Origin of the sequence: Labrenzia sp. THAF187b, from assembly GCF_009363375.1 — a bacterium.
GTDB lineage: Bacteria > Pseudomonadota > Alphaproteobacteria > Rhizobiales > Stappiaceae > Roseibium > Roseibium algicola.
The window spans coordinates 4373625-4388629 of record NZ_CP045344.1 but is presented as its reverse complement, the minus strand read 5'-3'; the positions used below and the strand labels follow the sequence as shown (position 1 = coordinate 4388629).

The 15005-nt window shown below is 56.1% G+C and carries 14 protein-coding genes; 10 read left to right on the top strand and 4 right to left on the bottom strand.

What is annotated here, in order from left to right; all coding sequences use genetic code 11:
• The first annotated feature begins 170 nt into the window (after window positions 1-170).
• The 6 genes from FIV03_RS20245 (at window position 171) to FIV03_RS20220 (ending at window position 5373) form a co-directional block, all read left to right on the top strand.
• On the top strand, window positions 171-1250 hold the full coding sequence (locus tag FIV03_RS20245) for a D-alanyl-D-alanine carboxypeptidase family protein (protein ID WP_209009724.1): 1080 nt from the start codon (window positions 171-173) through the stop codon (window positions 1248-1250).
• A 74-nt stretch (window positions 1251-1324) separates the two neighbouring features.
• Window positions 1325-2011 (top strand): dTMP kinase, encoded by a 687-nt coding sequence (gene tmk, locus FIV03_RS20240; RefSeq protein ID WP_152510755.1) that lies wholly within the window; start codon window positions 1325-1327, stop codon window positions 2009-2011.
• Window positions 2011-3072 carry a DNA polymerase III subunit delta' gene (locus FIV03_RS20235; RefSeq protein WP_152510754.1) on the top strand — a complete coding sequence of 354 codons (1062 nt, stop codon included), beginning with the start codon at window positions 2011-2013 and terminating at the stop codon, window positions 3070-3072. The genes tmk and FIV03_RS20235 overlap by 1 nt, the downstream gene beginning before the upstream one ends.
• Window positions 3073-3216: 144 nt before the next feature.
• Window positions 3217-4023: a TatD family hydrolase gene (locus FIV03_RS20230; protein WP_152510753.1), complete on the top strand. Its 807-nt coding sequence runs from the start codon at window positions 3217-3219 to the stop codon at window positions 4021-4023.
• Window positions 4020-4862: an MBL fold metallo-hydrolase gene (locus FIV03_RS20225; RefSeq protein WP_152510752.1), complete on the top strand. Its 843-nt coding sequence runs from the start codon at window positions 4020-4022 to the stop codon at window positions 4860-4862. Before FIV03_RS20230 ends, FIV03_RS20225 begins: the two co-directional genes overlap by 4 nt.
• On the top strand, window positions 4852-5373 hold the full coding sequence (locus FIV03_RS20220) for a regulatory protein RecX (RefSeq protein ID WP_152510751.1): 522 nt from the start codon (window positions 4852-4854) through the stop codon (window positions 5371-5373). The genes FIV03_RS20225 and FIV03_RS20220 overlap by 11 nt, the downstream gene beginning before the upstream one ends.
• A gap of 244 nt (window positions 5374-5617) precedes the next feature.
• On the opposite strand, the gene FIV03_RS20215 is transcribed toward FIV03_RS20220, so the two are convergent.
• Window positions 5618-6484, bottom strand: a complete 867-nt coding sequence (locus FIV03_RS20215) for an aminoglycoside phosphotransferase family protein (protein WP_152512000.1) — start codon at window positions 6482-6484, stop codon at window positions 5618-5620.
• Between the two features lie 324 nt (window positions 6485-6808).
• Here FIV03_RS20215 and FIV03_RS20210 point away from each other — a divergent pair, with 324 nt between their 5' ends.
• Complete coding sequence (locus tag FIV03_RS20210; RefSeq protein WP_152510750.1) at window positions 6809-7303, top strand: GNAT family N-acetyltransferase; 495 nt, start codon at window positions 6809-6811, stop codon at window positions 7301-7303.
• A 235-nt stretch (window positions 7304-7538) separates the two neighbouring features.
• A complete protein-coding gene (locus FIV03_RS20205; protein WP_152510749.1) occupies window positions 7539-8615 on the top strand; it encodes a D-alanine--D-alanine ligase family protein in 1077 nt (358 codons plus the stop codon).
• Between the two features lie 10 nt (window positions 8616-8625).
• Here the strand turns inward: FIV03_RS20205 and FIV03_RS20200 are convergent, their stop codons facing one another.
• The 3 genes from FIV03_RS20200 to rutR form a co-directional block, all read right to left on the bottom strand.
• The gene (locus tag FIV03_RS20200) at window positions 8626-10596 is read right to left on the bottom strand and encodes a PAS domain S-box protein (RefSeq protein WP_173013894.1); all 1971 of its coding nucleotides are present in this window, start codon (window positions 10594-10596) and stop codon (window positions 8626-8628) included.
• A gap of 149 nt (window positions 10597-10745) precedes the next feature.
• Window positions 10746-11207 carry an alternative ribosome rescue aminoacyl-tRNA hydrolase ArfB gene (gene arfB, locus FIV03_RS20195; protein ID WP_152510748.1) on the bottom strand — a complete coding sequence of 154 codons (462 nt, stop codon included), beginning with the start codon at window positions 11205-11207 and terminating at the stop codon, window positions 10746-10748.
• Window positions 11204-11884, bottom strand: a complete 681-nt coding sequence (gene rutR / locus FIV03_RS20190) for an HTH-type transcriptional regulator RutR (RefSeq protein WP_152510747.1) — start codon at window positions 11882-11884, stop codon at window positions 11204-11206. The genes arfB and rutR overlap by 4 nt, the downstream gene beginning before the upstream one ends.
• Before the next feature lie 478 nt (window positions 11885-12362).
• Here rutR and FIV03_RS20185 point away from each other — a divergent pair, with 478 nt between their 5' ends.
• A complete protein-coding gene (locus FIV03_RS20185) occupies window positions 12363-13691 on the top strand; it encodes an aspartate aminotransferase family protein (protein ID WP_152510746.1) in 1329 nt (442 codons plus the stop codon).
• A gap of 46 nt (window positions 13692-13737) precedes the next feature.
• A complete protein-coding gene (locus FIV03_RS20180; RefSeq protein ID WP_055654352.1) occupies window positions 13738-14994 on the top strand; it encodes a Zn-dependent hydrolase in 1257 nt (418 codons plus the stop codon).
• Window positions 14995-15005 lie beyond the last annotated feature (11 nt).

Genomic DNA, 15005 nt, shown 5'->3' with positions numbered 1-15005 from the left:
CTTCCACACGCCGCGCCTGTATCCATAAATAGGGCAAGCGGTTCATGGCCTCCGCATATTCTGTATCCGAATTTTTGAAAGCGTCTCGTCGCCTTGTAGGGCGAGGGGCGCTTTCTGCTTTTCTTGTCGTCTCTGCGTTCGCTCTCCCAGGGAATGCAGCCGAAACAATCGTGACGAAAGCTCCGATGGCTTTCCTCTATGAGCCCGGCTCCGGTACAATCCTGTTTGCCAAGGAACCTGACCAGCCGTTCGCTCCCGGCGCTCTCGCCAAGGTCATGACAGCCGCAACGGTTTTCAAGGCAGTGAAAGAAGGCGATCTCTCGCTTGACCAGACTTGCAAGGTCAGTGAACACGCCTGGCGAACCGGCGGCGCTCCCTCGGGTCGTGGTGCCACAATGTTCGCCGCGATCAAATCCGATATCTCGGTTGAGGACTTGCTCAAGGGATTGCTGGTTCACAATGGCAACGATTCCGCGATCGTGCTTGCCGAATGCCTGGACGGGTCCGAAGAAGCGTTTGCTGTGCGCATGAACGAATTCGCGCAATCCATCGGCATGAAGAACAGCCGCTTCGGCAACCCGACTGGCTATCCGGAAATCCCAAGCCAGACCACAGTCCGTGATCAGGCAAGGCTTGCCGAGTACATTCTGGAGAGCCACGCGGATCTTTATCCGATGTTCGCAATCCCGGAATTCACCTGGAACAAGATTTTTCAGCGCAACAAGAACCCCTTGCTCGGAGAAATCCGCAACCTTGATGGCCTCGGCGGCGGCAATGATGCGGAAGCGGGATATTCCGGCCTCGGTTCGGTGGACCGGAATGGACGCAGGGTTATTGCCGCGGTTGCGGGACTTTCGTCGGACAAACACCGACTTCAGACGCTCAAGGAGGTCATCGAAGGCGCCTGGGAGTATTTTTCCGTTCAGACGTTGTTTTCAGCGGGCGATGTTGTAGCAGACGGCCGGGTGTTTGGCGGTGTGACCGGCAGTGTTCCGCTGGTGTCCGAGAAAAACGTCGACGTGCTGCTGCCGCGAGGAGGCACACTCGATTACAGGATCCGCGTTATCTACAACGGACCGCTTCCCGCGCCAGTCAACGCTGGAGAGCAGGTTGGCGAAATCCGGGTCATCGGCAAGGATGGGATCGTCTACCGGTCTCCATTGGTAACCGGTGGCGCTGTTGCGGAAGGCACCCTGATCGGCAGAGCTCTGGACGGTCTGCAGGAGCTGCTGTTCGGCTGGATCGGGTAAACGGTGCACAAAGATTGCAATTGCTGCTAAAGCCGGTGACAAAGACCAACAAGAACAAGCGGAGCCGGGATAGGGTGCCAGGACATTTCATTACCTTTGAAGGCGGCGAGGGGGCCGGAAAATCGACCCAGATCGCCCGTCTGAAAACCTATCTTGAAGGTCTGGGGCTATCTGTTGTCGTAACCCGCGAACCAGGCGGCTCGCCGGGGGCTGAAAAGATCCGTTCAATGCTGTTGTCTGGCGGCGCAAAGGATCTCGGTCCACGCGGCGAAGCAATGCTTTTTGCCGCGGCACGCGCGGACCATGTCGATACCACCATCAAACCGGCGCTGGAGCGCGGCGACTGGGTTCTCTGCGACCGCTACGCCGATTCGACCTGGGTTTATCAGGGCGAGGCGGGCGTCGATCGCGACTATCTGAAACTGCTGGAAACAGCCGCGGTTGCAGGCATCTATCCCGACCTGACGATCCTCATCGACGTTCCGGTAGAAGTCGGGCTTGGACGGGTGGCAGAACGTTCCCGCTCTGATGACAGCGGCGGCCCAGACAGGTTTGAAGGGGAAGAGCTCAAGGTCCATCAGCGAAGACGTGAGCTTTTTCTCGAACTCGCCAGTAGCGAATCCTACCGATTTGCCGTGATCGACGGTGCCAAGGAGCCTGCCGAGGTTGAAACAGCCATTCGCAATGCCGTGCAGGAAACCTTTGCCGGCGACCTGAATGAAGGCGGCGCATCGGGCGTCACTGCTGAAGGGGCGCACTGATGGCCCGTGCCAATGCACCGATCGACATTCCTGAAGTTGATGCTCTTCCTGGCTATCCGTTGCCCCATGAGCGGGACATCCTGATCGGACACACCAAAACGGAACAGGCTCTTCTGGAGGCCTACAGGTCCGAGCGGCTTCATCATGCCTGGATCCTGGGCGGTCCGAAGGGGATCGGCAAGGCAACGCTTGCCTTTCGATTCGCGCGTTTCGTGATCGCAAATCCGGACAGATTCGGACAGCAGGTTGCCGCCGCGCGCGATCTTGCGGTTGCGCCCGACCATCCAGTGTCCCGACAGCTGAAGGCTGGCGGGCATCCGAACATTCTGCATTTGCGCCGACCCTGGGACGAGAAATCCAAACGGTTCAAAGCCGACCTGCCGGTGGATGAAGTGCGAAGAACCGTTTCCTTCTTCGGCACCACAGCATCCGCCAAGGCCTGGCGGATCTGCATTGTCGATGCTGCGGACGACATGAACATCAGTTCCGCCAATGCGCTCTTGAAGATCCTTGAAGAACCACCGCAACGATGCCTGTTCCTGGTGTTGAGCCATGCACCGGGCCGCCTGCTGCCGACAATCCGGTCCAGATGCCGGCGCCTCGATCTGGATCCCTTAAGCGAGCAGGAGATCGGTCAGGGCCTGCAGGACCTATCTGGCGGATCGGTTGCCTCGGCGGATGACCTTCGTGAACTCGCTCAAACAGCCGACGGCAGCTTGCGATCTGCCATCACATTGCTTTCGGGAGATGGTCTAGCAATCGCCAAGGGCGTTCGTCAGCTCGCAGACCGGCCGCAACAACTCGATCTTGCCGCTGCGCATGCATTGGCGGACCTGGTGGCCGCACGCGGCCAATCCGACAATTGGGAAAGCTTCCAGCACATCGTTCAGATCTGGCTGCACGATCGTATGCGCCGGGATCTTGGCAAGGGTGTGCGTGACGCACATGGGATCGTCGAGATCTGGGAAAAAATGAACAGGGCGATCCGGGATGCGGACGCGCTCAATCTCGACAAGAAACAGGTCGTGCTGGATTTTTTCTTCGCTTTGCGCGCAGCCTGACCCGTCAACGCCCGTCAGGCGGCAACACAGATTGGAAATCGTCACGAGCGAGAGTTCGTGACTTGGGCAAGCCCCGATTCTTTTGTTAAAAGGTGGCAGCAACACCTATATGCGCCATACCGATCAAACTCATTTGGATCCTCAATGCTTGTCGACAGCCACTGCCATCTCGATTTCCCGGACTTTGACGGTGAACGTGCCGATCTGATCGCGCGGGCCAAGGCGGCCGGCGTGGAACTGATGGTCACCATCTGCACCCACATCCGCAAGTTCGACCAGGTTCTGGCAATCGCCGAGGAATACCCGCAAGTCTATTGTTCGGTTGGCACCCATCCGCACAACGCCGGCACAGAGCGCGGTATTCCAGCCGATGAAATCGTGCAATTGGCGAACCACCCCAAGGTGGTCGCCATCGGCGAGGCCGGGCTCGACTACTTTTATGACAAGGCTCCGCGCGATGCACAGGCCGAAGGCCTGCGCATCCACATAGAAGCCGCACGGCGCACCGGCTTGCCACTGGTCATTCATTCACGCGACGCGGATGACGATATGGCAGCCATCTTGCGCGAAGAAATGGGGAAGGGGGCCTTCCCGGCCCTGCTGCATTGCTTCTCGTCCGGCCGTGACCTTGCACTGACCGGAATAGAGCTTGGCCTTTATGTATCCTTCTCCGGAATATTGACCTTCAAGCGCTCGGAAGAGATCCGTGACATCGCCCGTGAATTGCCGGCTGACCGGTTGTTGGTGGAAACCGATGCCCCATATCTCGCACCGCAGCCGAGGCGCGGCAAACGCAACGAACCAGCCTATACAGCGATGACCGCGGCGGTTCTGGCGGAAACCAGGGGTGTTTCGGAAGAAGAGATTGCGCGGCAGACCACAGAGAATTTCTTCAGGCTCTTCAGCAAGGTGCCTCGTCAGAACCTGCAGACAAAAGCGATTGCTTCATGACCTTGACGCTGACCATTCTAGGATGCGGCTCTTCCGGAGGCGTGCCGCGTGTCGGCAATGATTGGGGCGATTGCGATCCAGGTGAACCGAAGAACCGCCGCAGCCGCTGTGCGCTTCTTGTGGAAAAGCGTGTGGATAACGAGTGCACAACCGTGTTGATAGACAGTGGACCCGACATCAGGTCGCAATTGCTGGCTGCCAACGTCAAGCACCTGGACGCGGTTGTCTATACGCATTCGCATGCCGATCATCTGCACGGTGTCGACGATTTGCGGGCCTTTTGGGTGCAATCCGGCAAAAGAGTTCCCGTCTACATGGACGAAGCGACAAGCGCGAGGGCACTCACAGCATTCAGCTACTGCTTTGAAACACCGGCCGGCTCGAACTATCCGCCCATTCTGGAACGCCGTGATCTTCGTCCGGATACACCAGTCACCATTGAGGGAAACGGCGGTCCGATAACATTCGAACCTTTCGAGGTTGTCCACGGAGAGATCAATGCGCTTGGATTTCGCATTGGTGACACAGCCTACATTCCCGATGTCTCGGACATTCCGGTGAACAGCCTCAACCATTTGAAACACCTGGATCTTCTGATCCTGGATTGCTTGCGCCGCAGACCGCATCCAAGCCATTTCTGTCTGGCGGATGCGCTGTCCTGGACTTCCAGAATTGCTCCCAGGCGCACCATTTTCACCAATCTTCACAATGACTTGGACTACAAAATCCTGTCAGCGGAACTGCCTGAAACCATAGAACCTGCCTACGACGGTATGCTCCTGTCCGTTGAAGACACAGGCACACGCAAAGAAAGCGCTCTAACCACCGATGGCTGGTAAGCCACGCTACAAACAACCGACGGAAGATCGGCTGATCAAGTCTGCGCTTCATTACCTGGAACGCTATGCGACATCGGCCGCCAATCTTCGAAAGGTTCTTGAACGCAAGGTTTTGAAAGCCTGCATGAGCCTGGAACTCGAGCCCGCCGACTATGCCGACCTGATCGATGCGGTCGTTGAAAAATGCGTTCAGACAGGTCTCGTCAACGACAAGACCTACGCGGAAACCAAGACCGCCGGGCTGCGCCGCCGTGGTGGCTCAACGCGAAAAATCGAAGCTCAGTTGGCTGCCAAAGGCGTTGACAGAGAAACGATACACACGGTGCTGGCACAAGACGAACGCAGCGACGAGGAAGCCGCTCGGATCTTCGCAAGACGAAGGCGGCTTGGGCCATTCAGAAAGACACCAAATCGAGATGACCGGCGAGACAAGGACCTGGCTGCAATGTGCCGGGCGGGCTTTTCCTTTGAAATAGCTCGCAAGGTGATCGACGCGGACGACAGCGATTGATCTATGCCACGGCACGACTGAGGCGCAGAATGACGATCCGAAACGCAAACTGACTGGCAACGCCAAACGGATCCATCACTAAGGCATTGGCAAAGCTTGGCAAACACGCCTTGCTATAAATGTTCCATAATATTGATTATGCGAATTAGTGATGTGGATTGGGAGCCCTCCATCTTCCCAGCAACAAATGTCACCTATCGGCCTATCTCACCATTGCTCCAGCTCTGGACTTTGGCAGTGTCGGCTAGTCGACGTCATTGCAGATAGCTTGCAGAGCTTTGGCTTGCGTTCCATCGGTGTCCGGGCTTGAAAGACCAGACATGCAAACCAGAGCTTTCCAGAGCGACCATGCTCTGGCCCGATGCCAGGTCTGATCATCTACCTGGCACGCATCCCGGAAGATCTTCCGGCTTTCGAGACCGAAATACGTCCAGGCCATAACGAAGTCACAGGCAGGATCACCGATACCGCAGGTTCCGAAATCTATGAGACCTTTGACGACGCTTTTGGTGACGATGATGTTTCCGACCGCCACATCTCCGTGGAACCAGACAGGTCTGGCCGTCCAGGCTGACGTCATGCCACGCTGCCAGACCTCAAGGCACCGCATTGCGTCCACCTTGCTGCCGAGGATATCCAAACTCTTTTGAACTTCGTCGCCGTAAGCGCTGGGATGGCAACCGCGATAGAATGAGTGCTTGCCTGCAACGAGCCCGCCAACCGTATCGATCGCTCTCAAATCACACAGGGTTTTGCCAAGCGAAACCGCGATTGTTTCCGGATCTACACCGTCAGCGCTTTCAAGTGTATCTCCCTCGACCCAACGCCTTATCGACCACGGTAGCGGAAATGTCTCGCTTGGCAGACCGACAGCGACGACACTCGGCACTTCAACGGACAGATGCTCGCTCAAGACAGTCAGCGCATGCGCTTCTTTTTTCACTGCTTCGGCATAGGATTCATTTCGTGGCAAACGCACGGAAAGAGCATCACCGAGCCTGAAGGTGGTGTTGTCCCAGCCCTGTTTGGAGACCGGTTCAATTGGCAGATGGTCAAGATGTGGAAACTGCTGGCGGATGAGACGCGCAACTGTGTGTCGGTCGATTTCCATATTGTCCACGGTTGCTTTTCCAATCAAATCTTACCTTGAAACCTAATCAAATCAGCGTCTTATGCCAGCTAAATGACCCGGAAAAGAAGTCGTTTCCGGGTGAACTTGGCTTTTGCGGCACTTCAAGATCTGCGTCAAACGACGCCCCCATGTCCGGCAGATCACAGATCCGGATTGGACACCCCTTCCCGCAGAAATCCATAAAGCACTGTTATTACTGGGTTATTTCCCGAAAAACATTGCACTCCTCTCAGCTAGCCTGAACCGCACACAGTATCGACGCACATGACGCCCGTGCTTATGTCCGTATGATATTGTCCTGAAATGTCAGCAAGCGAACGATACACATTTCGAGAAGTGACCCCGGCAGATCTAGCTCTCCTGTCGGAATGGCAGACGCGACCACATGTCCGTAAGTGGTGGGACTCGGCCGAGCCTTTTACTGCGCAAAAGTTCAAAGACACTCGGGTGAATCGCTGGATTGTTGAGACACCCCAGCGCCCCTTCGCCTACTTGCAGGACTACAGTGTTCACGGCTGGGAAGATCACCACTTTTTCTCGCTTCCCAAGGGATCTCGGGGCATCGATCAGTACATCGGCGAAGCAGACATGACAGGTAAAGGGCACGGCCCTGCGTTTATCTTGCAGCACCTGAAGGCACTGTTCGGGGCTGGCGTTCCAGTCGTTGCGACCGATCCCCACCCTGACAACACTCGTGCCATTTCAGCATATGAGAAGGCAGGTTTTGAAGTGTTTGGCACCTCCCAGGCGACACAATGGGGCTTGATACTCCCCATGAAGGTCAGTTCATCAGGGTGAGAGCCTGTGCTGTTTTTCCGGGCAGCATAGCGTTTCTGGATGCCATCTCTGCCCCCTCTCCTTTTTCCTGGCGAAACAGTGCCATTTACTAACAACACTATCTTATCGTGAGACCAAACCGGGTCTCAGTGGACTAGACCCGAGTACGCCGCCAGTCAGACTTTGCGTAGCCGCAATATCGCGTTATCGCTGATGCAGCTTTTGATTTGCATATTCGATTCTATTGGAGACCTTTTTGGCCCTTCTATCTCAAAAACTGCGTGTAGCCATCCTGTTTGGCGGGCGATCTGCGGAACACGAAGTCTCGGTCCTTTCCGCCACAAATGTCATGAACGCGCTCGATCCTTCCAAGTATGACGCGGTTCCGGTCTACGTCACCCGTGAAGGACAATGGCTGCTGAGCAATTTTGAAAATGGACAACTGGCACGGCCGACAACAGGCATTGAAATCTGTCCGGTTCCAGGTGGCCGTGGCCGGGTGGTTGCACTGGATGAAAACGGGTTGCCTCGTGACTTTGACAAGCTCGATGCGGTCTTTCCCGTGCTTCATGGCCTCCATGGCGAAGATGGTGCGGTACAGGGACTTGCTGAAGTGGCCCGGGTTCCGCTCGTTGGATGCGGTATCGCAGGGTCCGCAAATGCACTCGACAAGGATCTTGCAAAACGGCTTCTCATCGAGGCCGGCCTCCCCACGGCCAGGTCACTCACAATTCGGCCGGACGATGTGCCGGACTTCGAACTCCTGAAACGCGAACTTGGTTTGCCAGTATTCATCAAACCTGCCCGCCAGGGTTCCTCGGTCGGTGTCAGCAAGGTTCAGACGGCAGACGACTTTGAGGCCGCCTTGAAAGAAGGATTCAAGCACGACAACAAGCTTCTTGCCGAGGAGTTCGTTCTTGGCCGCGAAATCGAATTCGCGGTCCTGGAGGAAAGCGACGGCACGCTGTTCGTCTCCAGGCCGGGCGAAATTGTTCCTGCCGAAAGCCATGGCTTTTACACCTATGACGCAAAATATGTCGACGAAGACGGCGCGGCCTTGAAGGTGCCCGCAGAATTGCCGCACGATGTCGAAGGCCGGATGCAGGATCTGGCGGCAAAGGCGTTCAGAGCCCTGGGGTGCGACGGCATGGCTCGTGTCGATTTCTTTGTGACGCAGGAAATGAATTTCCTGCTGAACGAACTAAACACGATACCCGGCTTTACGAATATCAGCATGTATTCCAAAGCGATGGCTGCAAGTGGCGTCAGCTATCCAGAGATCATCGATCGTCTGATCACCCACGGCATTGCCCGGGCAGAACGGGATATCTGAAACTTGGCTATCATGCGCTCAACGCAAGAGCGTTCTTCACAAACTCAGTGCCGATGTAGTCTCCGTCCCGGCGCACAACGCGGCATGTTCTCTCAGGCTTTCCATCGTTGAAATGGAGAGTGAACTGGTTCGGAACATTTCCGGCATTAGCCAGATGAAGCCGCGCCCCATTTTCCGAAATATCCCTTACAGAACACTGCACGCACTCATTCTGGCCAAACCGGATTTCGGCATGTTCATGAATACGGGTTCGTTCGCTTTTTCGCCGGTTTTCCATGCCGACGACCCAATTATCCAGATTGCTGCAAACAGAGGCCACGTTTTCGGACGCGAGCATCAACTTGCTGCTGATTTCGTCCGTGGCAGCACATTGCTGTTCCGCTGCAGTTGATGTTCCCTGAACCAGTTCCTGCACTTCGGTGATTGACGACTGGATCGCCTTCAGCGCTTCATCTACAGCTCCTGCAACGGTCTGCATCTCCTCGATCTCTGCGAAAATTCGCGTTGTTGCCTGAGATGTCTGGCTCGCGAGATCCTTGACCTCGTTCGCTACAACAGCAAAGCCCCGTCCCGCCTCGCCTGCGCGTGCGGCCTCTATCGTTGCGTTGAGAGACAAAAGGTTGATCTGATCCGCAACTTTCGAAATCAACTGAACGACATCGTCCATGGAAGCCGCAGCGTTGCGGAGAGTTTCGGTGGATCTTCCGGCTGCTTCGGAGCGGGTTTGCATGTCATCGACCGCCCGCTGTGCCTCGTCCATTCCACGCGACACATCTTGTGCAGAGCCGGTAATTTCCCTGGCAGAAGCAACGGTTTGCTCAACGGTTCCAAGTGTCGCCTCTGCAGCCGTAATTGCTGTCTGCCGTGCTTTCATATTCTGCGTAACGTCGGTGGCAAACTTCGTGATCTTGATGAGTTTGCCGGACGCGTCAAAAATCGGATTGTAGGTTGCTTGCAGCCAGATAGGGTCACCGCTCTTGCTGAAGCGCTGATAAATCGCAGAAGCATGTTTGCCCTCGCCAAGGTCTTTCCAGAACGAGGCATATTCTTGGCTCTGCGCGTAGTTGGGCGACACGAACATCCGGTGGTGTTTACCAACCACTTCGGCGGAAACGTATCCGGTCGTGCGCAGGAAGTTTTCGTTCGCGTCGAGAATGATCCCTTCCCTGGTGAAGGAAATCATCGCCTGGCTACGGCTGATTGCCGCAATCTGGCCTTCATATTCAGCGTTTCGAAGCTTTTCGGAGGTTACGTCAGTCGCAAATTTGACCACCTTGAACGGATTACCTGCCGCATCGAGGATCGGGTTGTAGGAGGCCAGAATCCAGATATCCCTTCCGTCCTTGTGAAGACGTTTGAATTCCCCGCTTTGATAAGTACCTTTTGCAAGCTCTTGCCAGAATGCCCTGTATTCGGGTTTTTTCCGTTCTTCCGGGTCCATGAACAGGCTGTGGTGTTTGCCTTTTACCTCAGAAAGCTCATAACCGAGCGCCTTCAGAAAGTTTGGATTGGCATCGAGAATTGTGCCATCCAGATCAAAGTGAATAACCGCTTGCGAACGGTTGATCGCGTCTATCTGCCCCTGGGCCTCAAGCGCGTTTCGCTTCTTCTCGGTTATATCGGTCGCAATCTTGACGATCTTCCGAACAGTCCCCGACCTGCTGATGACAGGATTATATGTTGCCTGGATCCAGACTTCCTTGCCTCCCTTGGCAATCCGGGCGAATTCAGCTGATTGATACTCCCCCTTCGCCAATGCTTTCCAGAGGCGCTCATATTCCGGCGTATTCGCATACTCCGAATCCACGAACATCCTGTGATGCCGTCCCTTTATTTCATCCAGAGAATATCCGAAGGTCCTGAGAAAATTCTCATTCGCTTCCAAAATTGTGCCATCGGGTTTGAATTGTATGATCGCTTGAGAACGACTAAACGCGTCGACGATTTCTCGCCAGTCACTTTGCGGCAATAACAACGTCATAAGAAATCGCCTTAAGGTTGGTGTTTTCCCCAAGGACACTAGCGACATCTTCTTGAATCTTGTTTAACGTGAACTATAGGTAAATATATCTAGGGTTGCTGCGTACACGTACGGCACGGCCCTGTAATCGACGCCACGCTCTATGTCCCTTAGCCGTCGTAGCCACTTGAACGGCCACGCATTTTCTTGATCTGGCCACGTTGTTTCTTGGCGTCGAGACGACGCTTCTTGGATCCGAGGGTCGGTTTCGTGGCCTTGCGGGGTTTCGGCTTTTCCGTAGCTTTTTGCAGCAGGTCCAGCAAACGCTCCAACGCGTCTTCCCGATTCCGTTCGCGGGTCCGGAACCGATCCGCCTGCAAGACGATCTCGCCGCCAAGAGTCAGCCGGCTGCCTGCAAGCCTCGCCGCTCGCGTCTTGACGTCTTCGGGAAGTGTTTCATTGCCGGCAAGGTCGAACCGCAGTTGAACTGCCGTGGAGACCTTGTTGACGTTCTGCCCGCCAGGCCCGGAGGCGCGAATGAAATCTTCGGTGAGATCCTCCTTGAGGATGAACAGCCGTCCGGTCACTGCAATCTTTGAAGCAGCGAAGGGATCGTCCGTCTCGCCGCTCATACTACCTGATCGCTCTCGGCCGGCAACTTCAGGCCAACACCGTTCAAGATAAGCGACGTAACCGCGGCTACCGTTTCAGCCTGGAAGGCCGCGTCGGAAAGGTCCTTCCCGGTCAACGCCTTGATCTGCACCGAAAAGTCCGCGTAATGCTGCGTGGTTGCCCATATCGTGAAGATGAGATGGACAGGATCGACACTTCGCATCTTGCCTGCCGCAATCCAGTCTTCGATCACCTGACTTTTTTCGGCCACCAAACGCTTCAAATCCGTTTGCAGGATCGGCAATATCTGTGGCGCGCCCTGCATCACTTCGTTGGCAAACAACTTTGAGGCTTCCGGAAACCTGGCAGACATTTCGATCTTCTGGCGAATATAGGCAGCCAGTTCCTGCGCCGGCTCTCCATCCGGATTGAGCGTTTTCAAAGGAGCAAGCCACACCTCCAGGATATGGGCCAGCGTTGCGCTATAGATCGCCTCTTTGGAGGAGAAGTAATAAAGCAGGTTGGACTTCGACATTCCAGCATCTGCAGCGATCCGCTCAACTGTCGCGCCGGAAAATCCCTTCATGGAAAACTCGCCAAGCGCCGCCTCCAGAATCAGGGACCGGTTCTTTTCCTGGATCCGGCTAAGCCCGCCTGATTTAAAGGATGCCTGCGTCTGCTCGCCCAAATCCGCCATCTACCGTTCCGTTTTCTGCCGCGAAGGGTCCCAACCCTACACCCAATTCACACGGCATTTTTCCGGAAAAAACACCGATTTCACAACTGGCAAGTTCAGCACCGGAGGGAATGACCAGAAATTAGTCATGACGACCGGATTTGCATCTTGACCATTTGGTCAAATCCCTCCTAGGGTAAATTGACCAGATGGTCAGAAGGCTAGTCGATTGATCCGTCCCTCGCAATGGGGATGTCTTGAACAAACGGCAGCCATCGGCCAGTTCGGAAATCCCGGCAAACCGGGGCGGCTGCAAGGCCAGACAGAGGATTTAGGCGAACGGGAAAGAGGCAAAAGCCCATCCGGAACGCCAGGGAACAGTGTGGGGAGAGGACCAGCGCAGTCGGCACTGCCGTTGACGCAGTGCGCGTGCTATTCCTTCCATCACAAATCAGCAACAGTCGGCCGCTTCAAGCACGAAGGGTCGCAAGGAGGACGTATGTCAGCATCGAGCCAGGCTGCCACCAACAATCTCGAAGCTTTCTGGATGCCGTTCACGGCCAATCGGCAATTCAAGCAGGCCCCACGCATGTTCGTGTCGGCCAAGGACATGCATTACACCACCGCCGACGGCCGACAGGTTCTCGACGGCACGGCCGGCCTCTGGTGCTGCAACGCCGGTCACTCCCGTCCCAAGGTCGTTGAAGCGGTCCAGAAGCAGATTGCCGAGCTGGACTATGCGCCCGCCTTCCAGATGGGCCATCCCAAGGCATTTGAACTTGCTGCGCGCCTCGCGGCCATGATGCCCTCCCCGCTGGACCATGTCTTTTTCACCAATTCCGGATCGGAAAGCGTGGACACCGCGCTAAAGATCGCGCTCGCCTATCAGCGCGCGATCGGTCAGGGCACTCGCACCCGCTTGATTGGCCGTGAACGTGGCTACCACGGTGTCGGCTTTGGCGGCATATCGGTTGGCGGCATCGTCTCCAACCGCAAGACCTTCGGCACGATGCTCACCGGTGTCGACCACATGCGCCATACGCATGATCCAGATCGCAATGCATTCTCCCGCGGCATGCCGGAAAACGGCGCTGAATATGCCGAAGAGCTGATCCGTATCATTCAGCTTCATGATCCTTCGACCATCGCGGCTGTCATCGTTGAACCGGTTGCCGGATCGACCGGCGTTCTGATCCCGCCCAAAGGATATCTGGAACGCCTGCGCGAAATTTGCTCTCAGCATGGCATTCTGCTGATTTTCGACGAAGTTATCACCGGTTTCGGTCGTCTGGGTTCACCGTTTGCGACTGACTTCTTTGGTGTAACGCCGGATCTTGTCACAACAGCGAAGGGCCTGACGTCCGGCGTCGTCCCGATGGGGGCGGTGTTCTGTACATCGGACATCTATCATACGTTCATGACCGGCCCGAAACACATGATCGAACTGTTCCACGGTTATACCTATTCCGCGCATCCGCTCGCCTGCGCAGCTGCTCTAGCAACTCTCGACACGTACGAGGAAGAAGGCCTGCTGACACGTGCGGCTGACCTTGCCCAATATTGGGAAGACGGCCTGCATTCACTCAAGGATTGCCCGAATGTCATCGACATTCGCAACCTCGGTCTGATTGGCGCAATCGAACTGACGCCAATTGCAGGGGAACCGACGAAACGGGCGTTCTCGGCGTTCCTGAAGGCCTACGACGACGGGCTGCTGATCCGCACGACTGGCGATATCATCGCCCTGTCCCCGCCGCTGATTATTTCGAAGGAACAGATCGACGAGTTGTTCGGCAAGCTGCGCAGCGTGCTGAACGCCATCGACTGATATCCGGCAAGACAAGAGACAAAGACACGTTTTAGGAGACACAAGCATGGCAGCCCCCGGCGAAAACCTGAGGATCAACGCAGAACGCCTCTGGGACAGTCTGATGGAGATGGCAAAGGTCGGTCCGGGTGTTGCCGGTGGCAACAATCGCCAGACCCTGACCGATGCCGACGCCGAGGGCCGCAAGCTGTTCCAGAAATGGTGCGAGGAAGCCGGCATGACCATGGCTGTCGACACCATGGGCAACATGTTCATGACCCGGCCGGGAACAGACCCGGACGCCCTGCCCGTCTATGTCGGCTCACACCTCGATACTCAGCCGACCGGCGGCAAGTATGACGGCGTTCTTGGTGTGCTCGGAGGACTCGAAGTCATCCGAACCATGAACGATCTCGGCATCAAGACCAAACACCCGATCGTGGTCACCAACTGGACCAACGAGGAAGGCACTCGCTTTGCACCGGCAATGCTTGCGTCTGGCGTCTTTGCAGGTGTTCATACACAGGACTGGGCCTATGACCGGGCCGACCACGAAGGCCTAAAGTTCGGCGATGAGTTGAAGCGCATCGGCTGGGTTGGTGATGAAGAAGTCGGTGCACGCAAGACCAAGATGCACGCAATGTTCGAACTCCACATCGAACAGGGTCCGATCCTGGAAGCCGAGGGCAAGGATATTGGTGTCGTGACCCACGGCCAGGGCCTTTCCTGGACGCAAGTGACGGTAACCGGCAAGGACAGCCACACGGGCTCCACACCGATGCCCATGCGCAAGAATGCCGGCCTCGGCATGGCTCGTATTCTGGAACTGGTCGATGAAATCGCCTGGTCGCATGCTCCACATGCCGTGGGTGCAGCCGGCCACATCGAGGTTTTCCCGAATTCACGAAACGTGATCCCCGGCAAGGCTGTGTTCACGATCGATTTCCGCTCTCCGGATCTTGCCGTCATCAAGGATATGGAAGATCGCCTGAAGACAGGCGCCAAGAAGATCTGCGATGACATGGGACTGGACGTCGAATTTGAAAAGGTCGGCGGTTTCGACCCGGTAGAATTCGACAAGGGATGCGTCGAGGCGGTTCGCAACGCTGCCGAGCGTCTCGGATATTCCCATCAAAACATCATCTCCGGCGCCGGTCACGACGCCTGCTGGATCAACAAGGTCGCGCCGACTGCGATGATCATGTGCCCTTGTGTCGACGGTCTGTCGCACAACGAGGCAGAAGAGATCTCCAAGGATTGGGCGAAAGCGGGTGCTGACGTCTTGTTCCACGCGGTGGTCGAGACTGCGGGGATCGTAGAATAGCACAAACATCG

Excerpts from the sequence above, each read along its gene's own strand:
- arfB (WP_152510748.1), bottom strand. The coding sequence starts at position 11,207 with ATGAGCGGCGAGACGGACGATCCCTTCGCTGCTTCAAAGATTGCAGTG.
- FIV03_RS20215 (WP_152512000.1), bottom strand. The coding sequence starts at position 6,484 with ATGGAAATCGACCGACACACAGTTGCGCGTCTCATCCGCCAGCAGTTT.
- FIV03_RS20200 (WP_173013894.1), bottom strand. The coding sequence starts at position 10,596 with ATGACGTTGTTATTGCCGCAAAGTGACTGGCGAGAAATCGTCGACGCG.
- FIV03_RS20235 (WP_152510754.1), top strand. The coding sequence starts at position 2,011 with ATGGCCCGTGCCAATGCACCGATCGACATTCCTGAAGTTGATGCTCTT.
- FIV03_RS20225 (WP_152510752.1), top strand. The coding sequence starts at position 4,020 with ATGACCTTGACGCTGACCATTCTAGGATGCGGCTCTTCCGGAGGCGTG.
- FIV03_RS20210 (WP_152510750.1), top strand. The coding sequence starts at position 6,809 with ATGTCAGCAAGCGAACGATACACATTTCGAGAAGTGACCCCGGCAGAT.
- FIV03_RS20180 (WP_055654352.1), top strand. The coding sequence starts at position 13,738 with ATGGCAGCCCCCGGCGAAAACCTGAGGATCAACGCAGAACGCCTCTGG.
- FIV03_RS20220 (WP_152510751.1), top strand. The coding sequence starts at position 4,852 with ATGGCTGGTAAGCCACGCTACAAACAACCGACGGAAGATCGGCTGATC.
- FIV03_RS20185 (WP_152510746.1), top strand. The coding sequence starts at position 12,363 with ATGTCAGCATCGAGCCAGGCTGCCACCAACAATCTCGAAGCTTTCTGG.
- rutR (WP_152510747.1), bottom strand. The coding sequence starts at position 11,884 with ATGGCGGATTTGGGCGAGCAGACGCAGGCATCCTTTAAATCAGGCGGG.
- FIV03_RS20230 (WP_152510753.1), top strand. The coding sequence starts at position 3,217 with ATGCTTGTCGACAGCCACTGCCATCTCGATTTCCCGGACTTTGACGGT.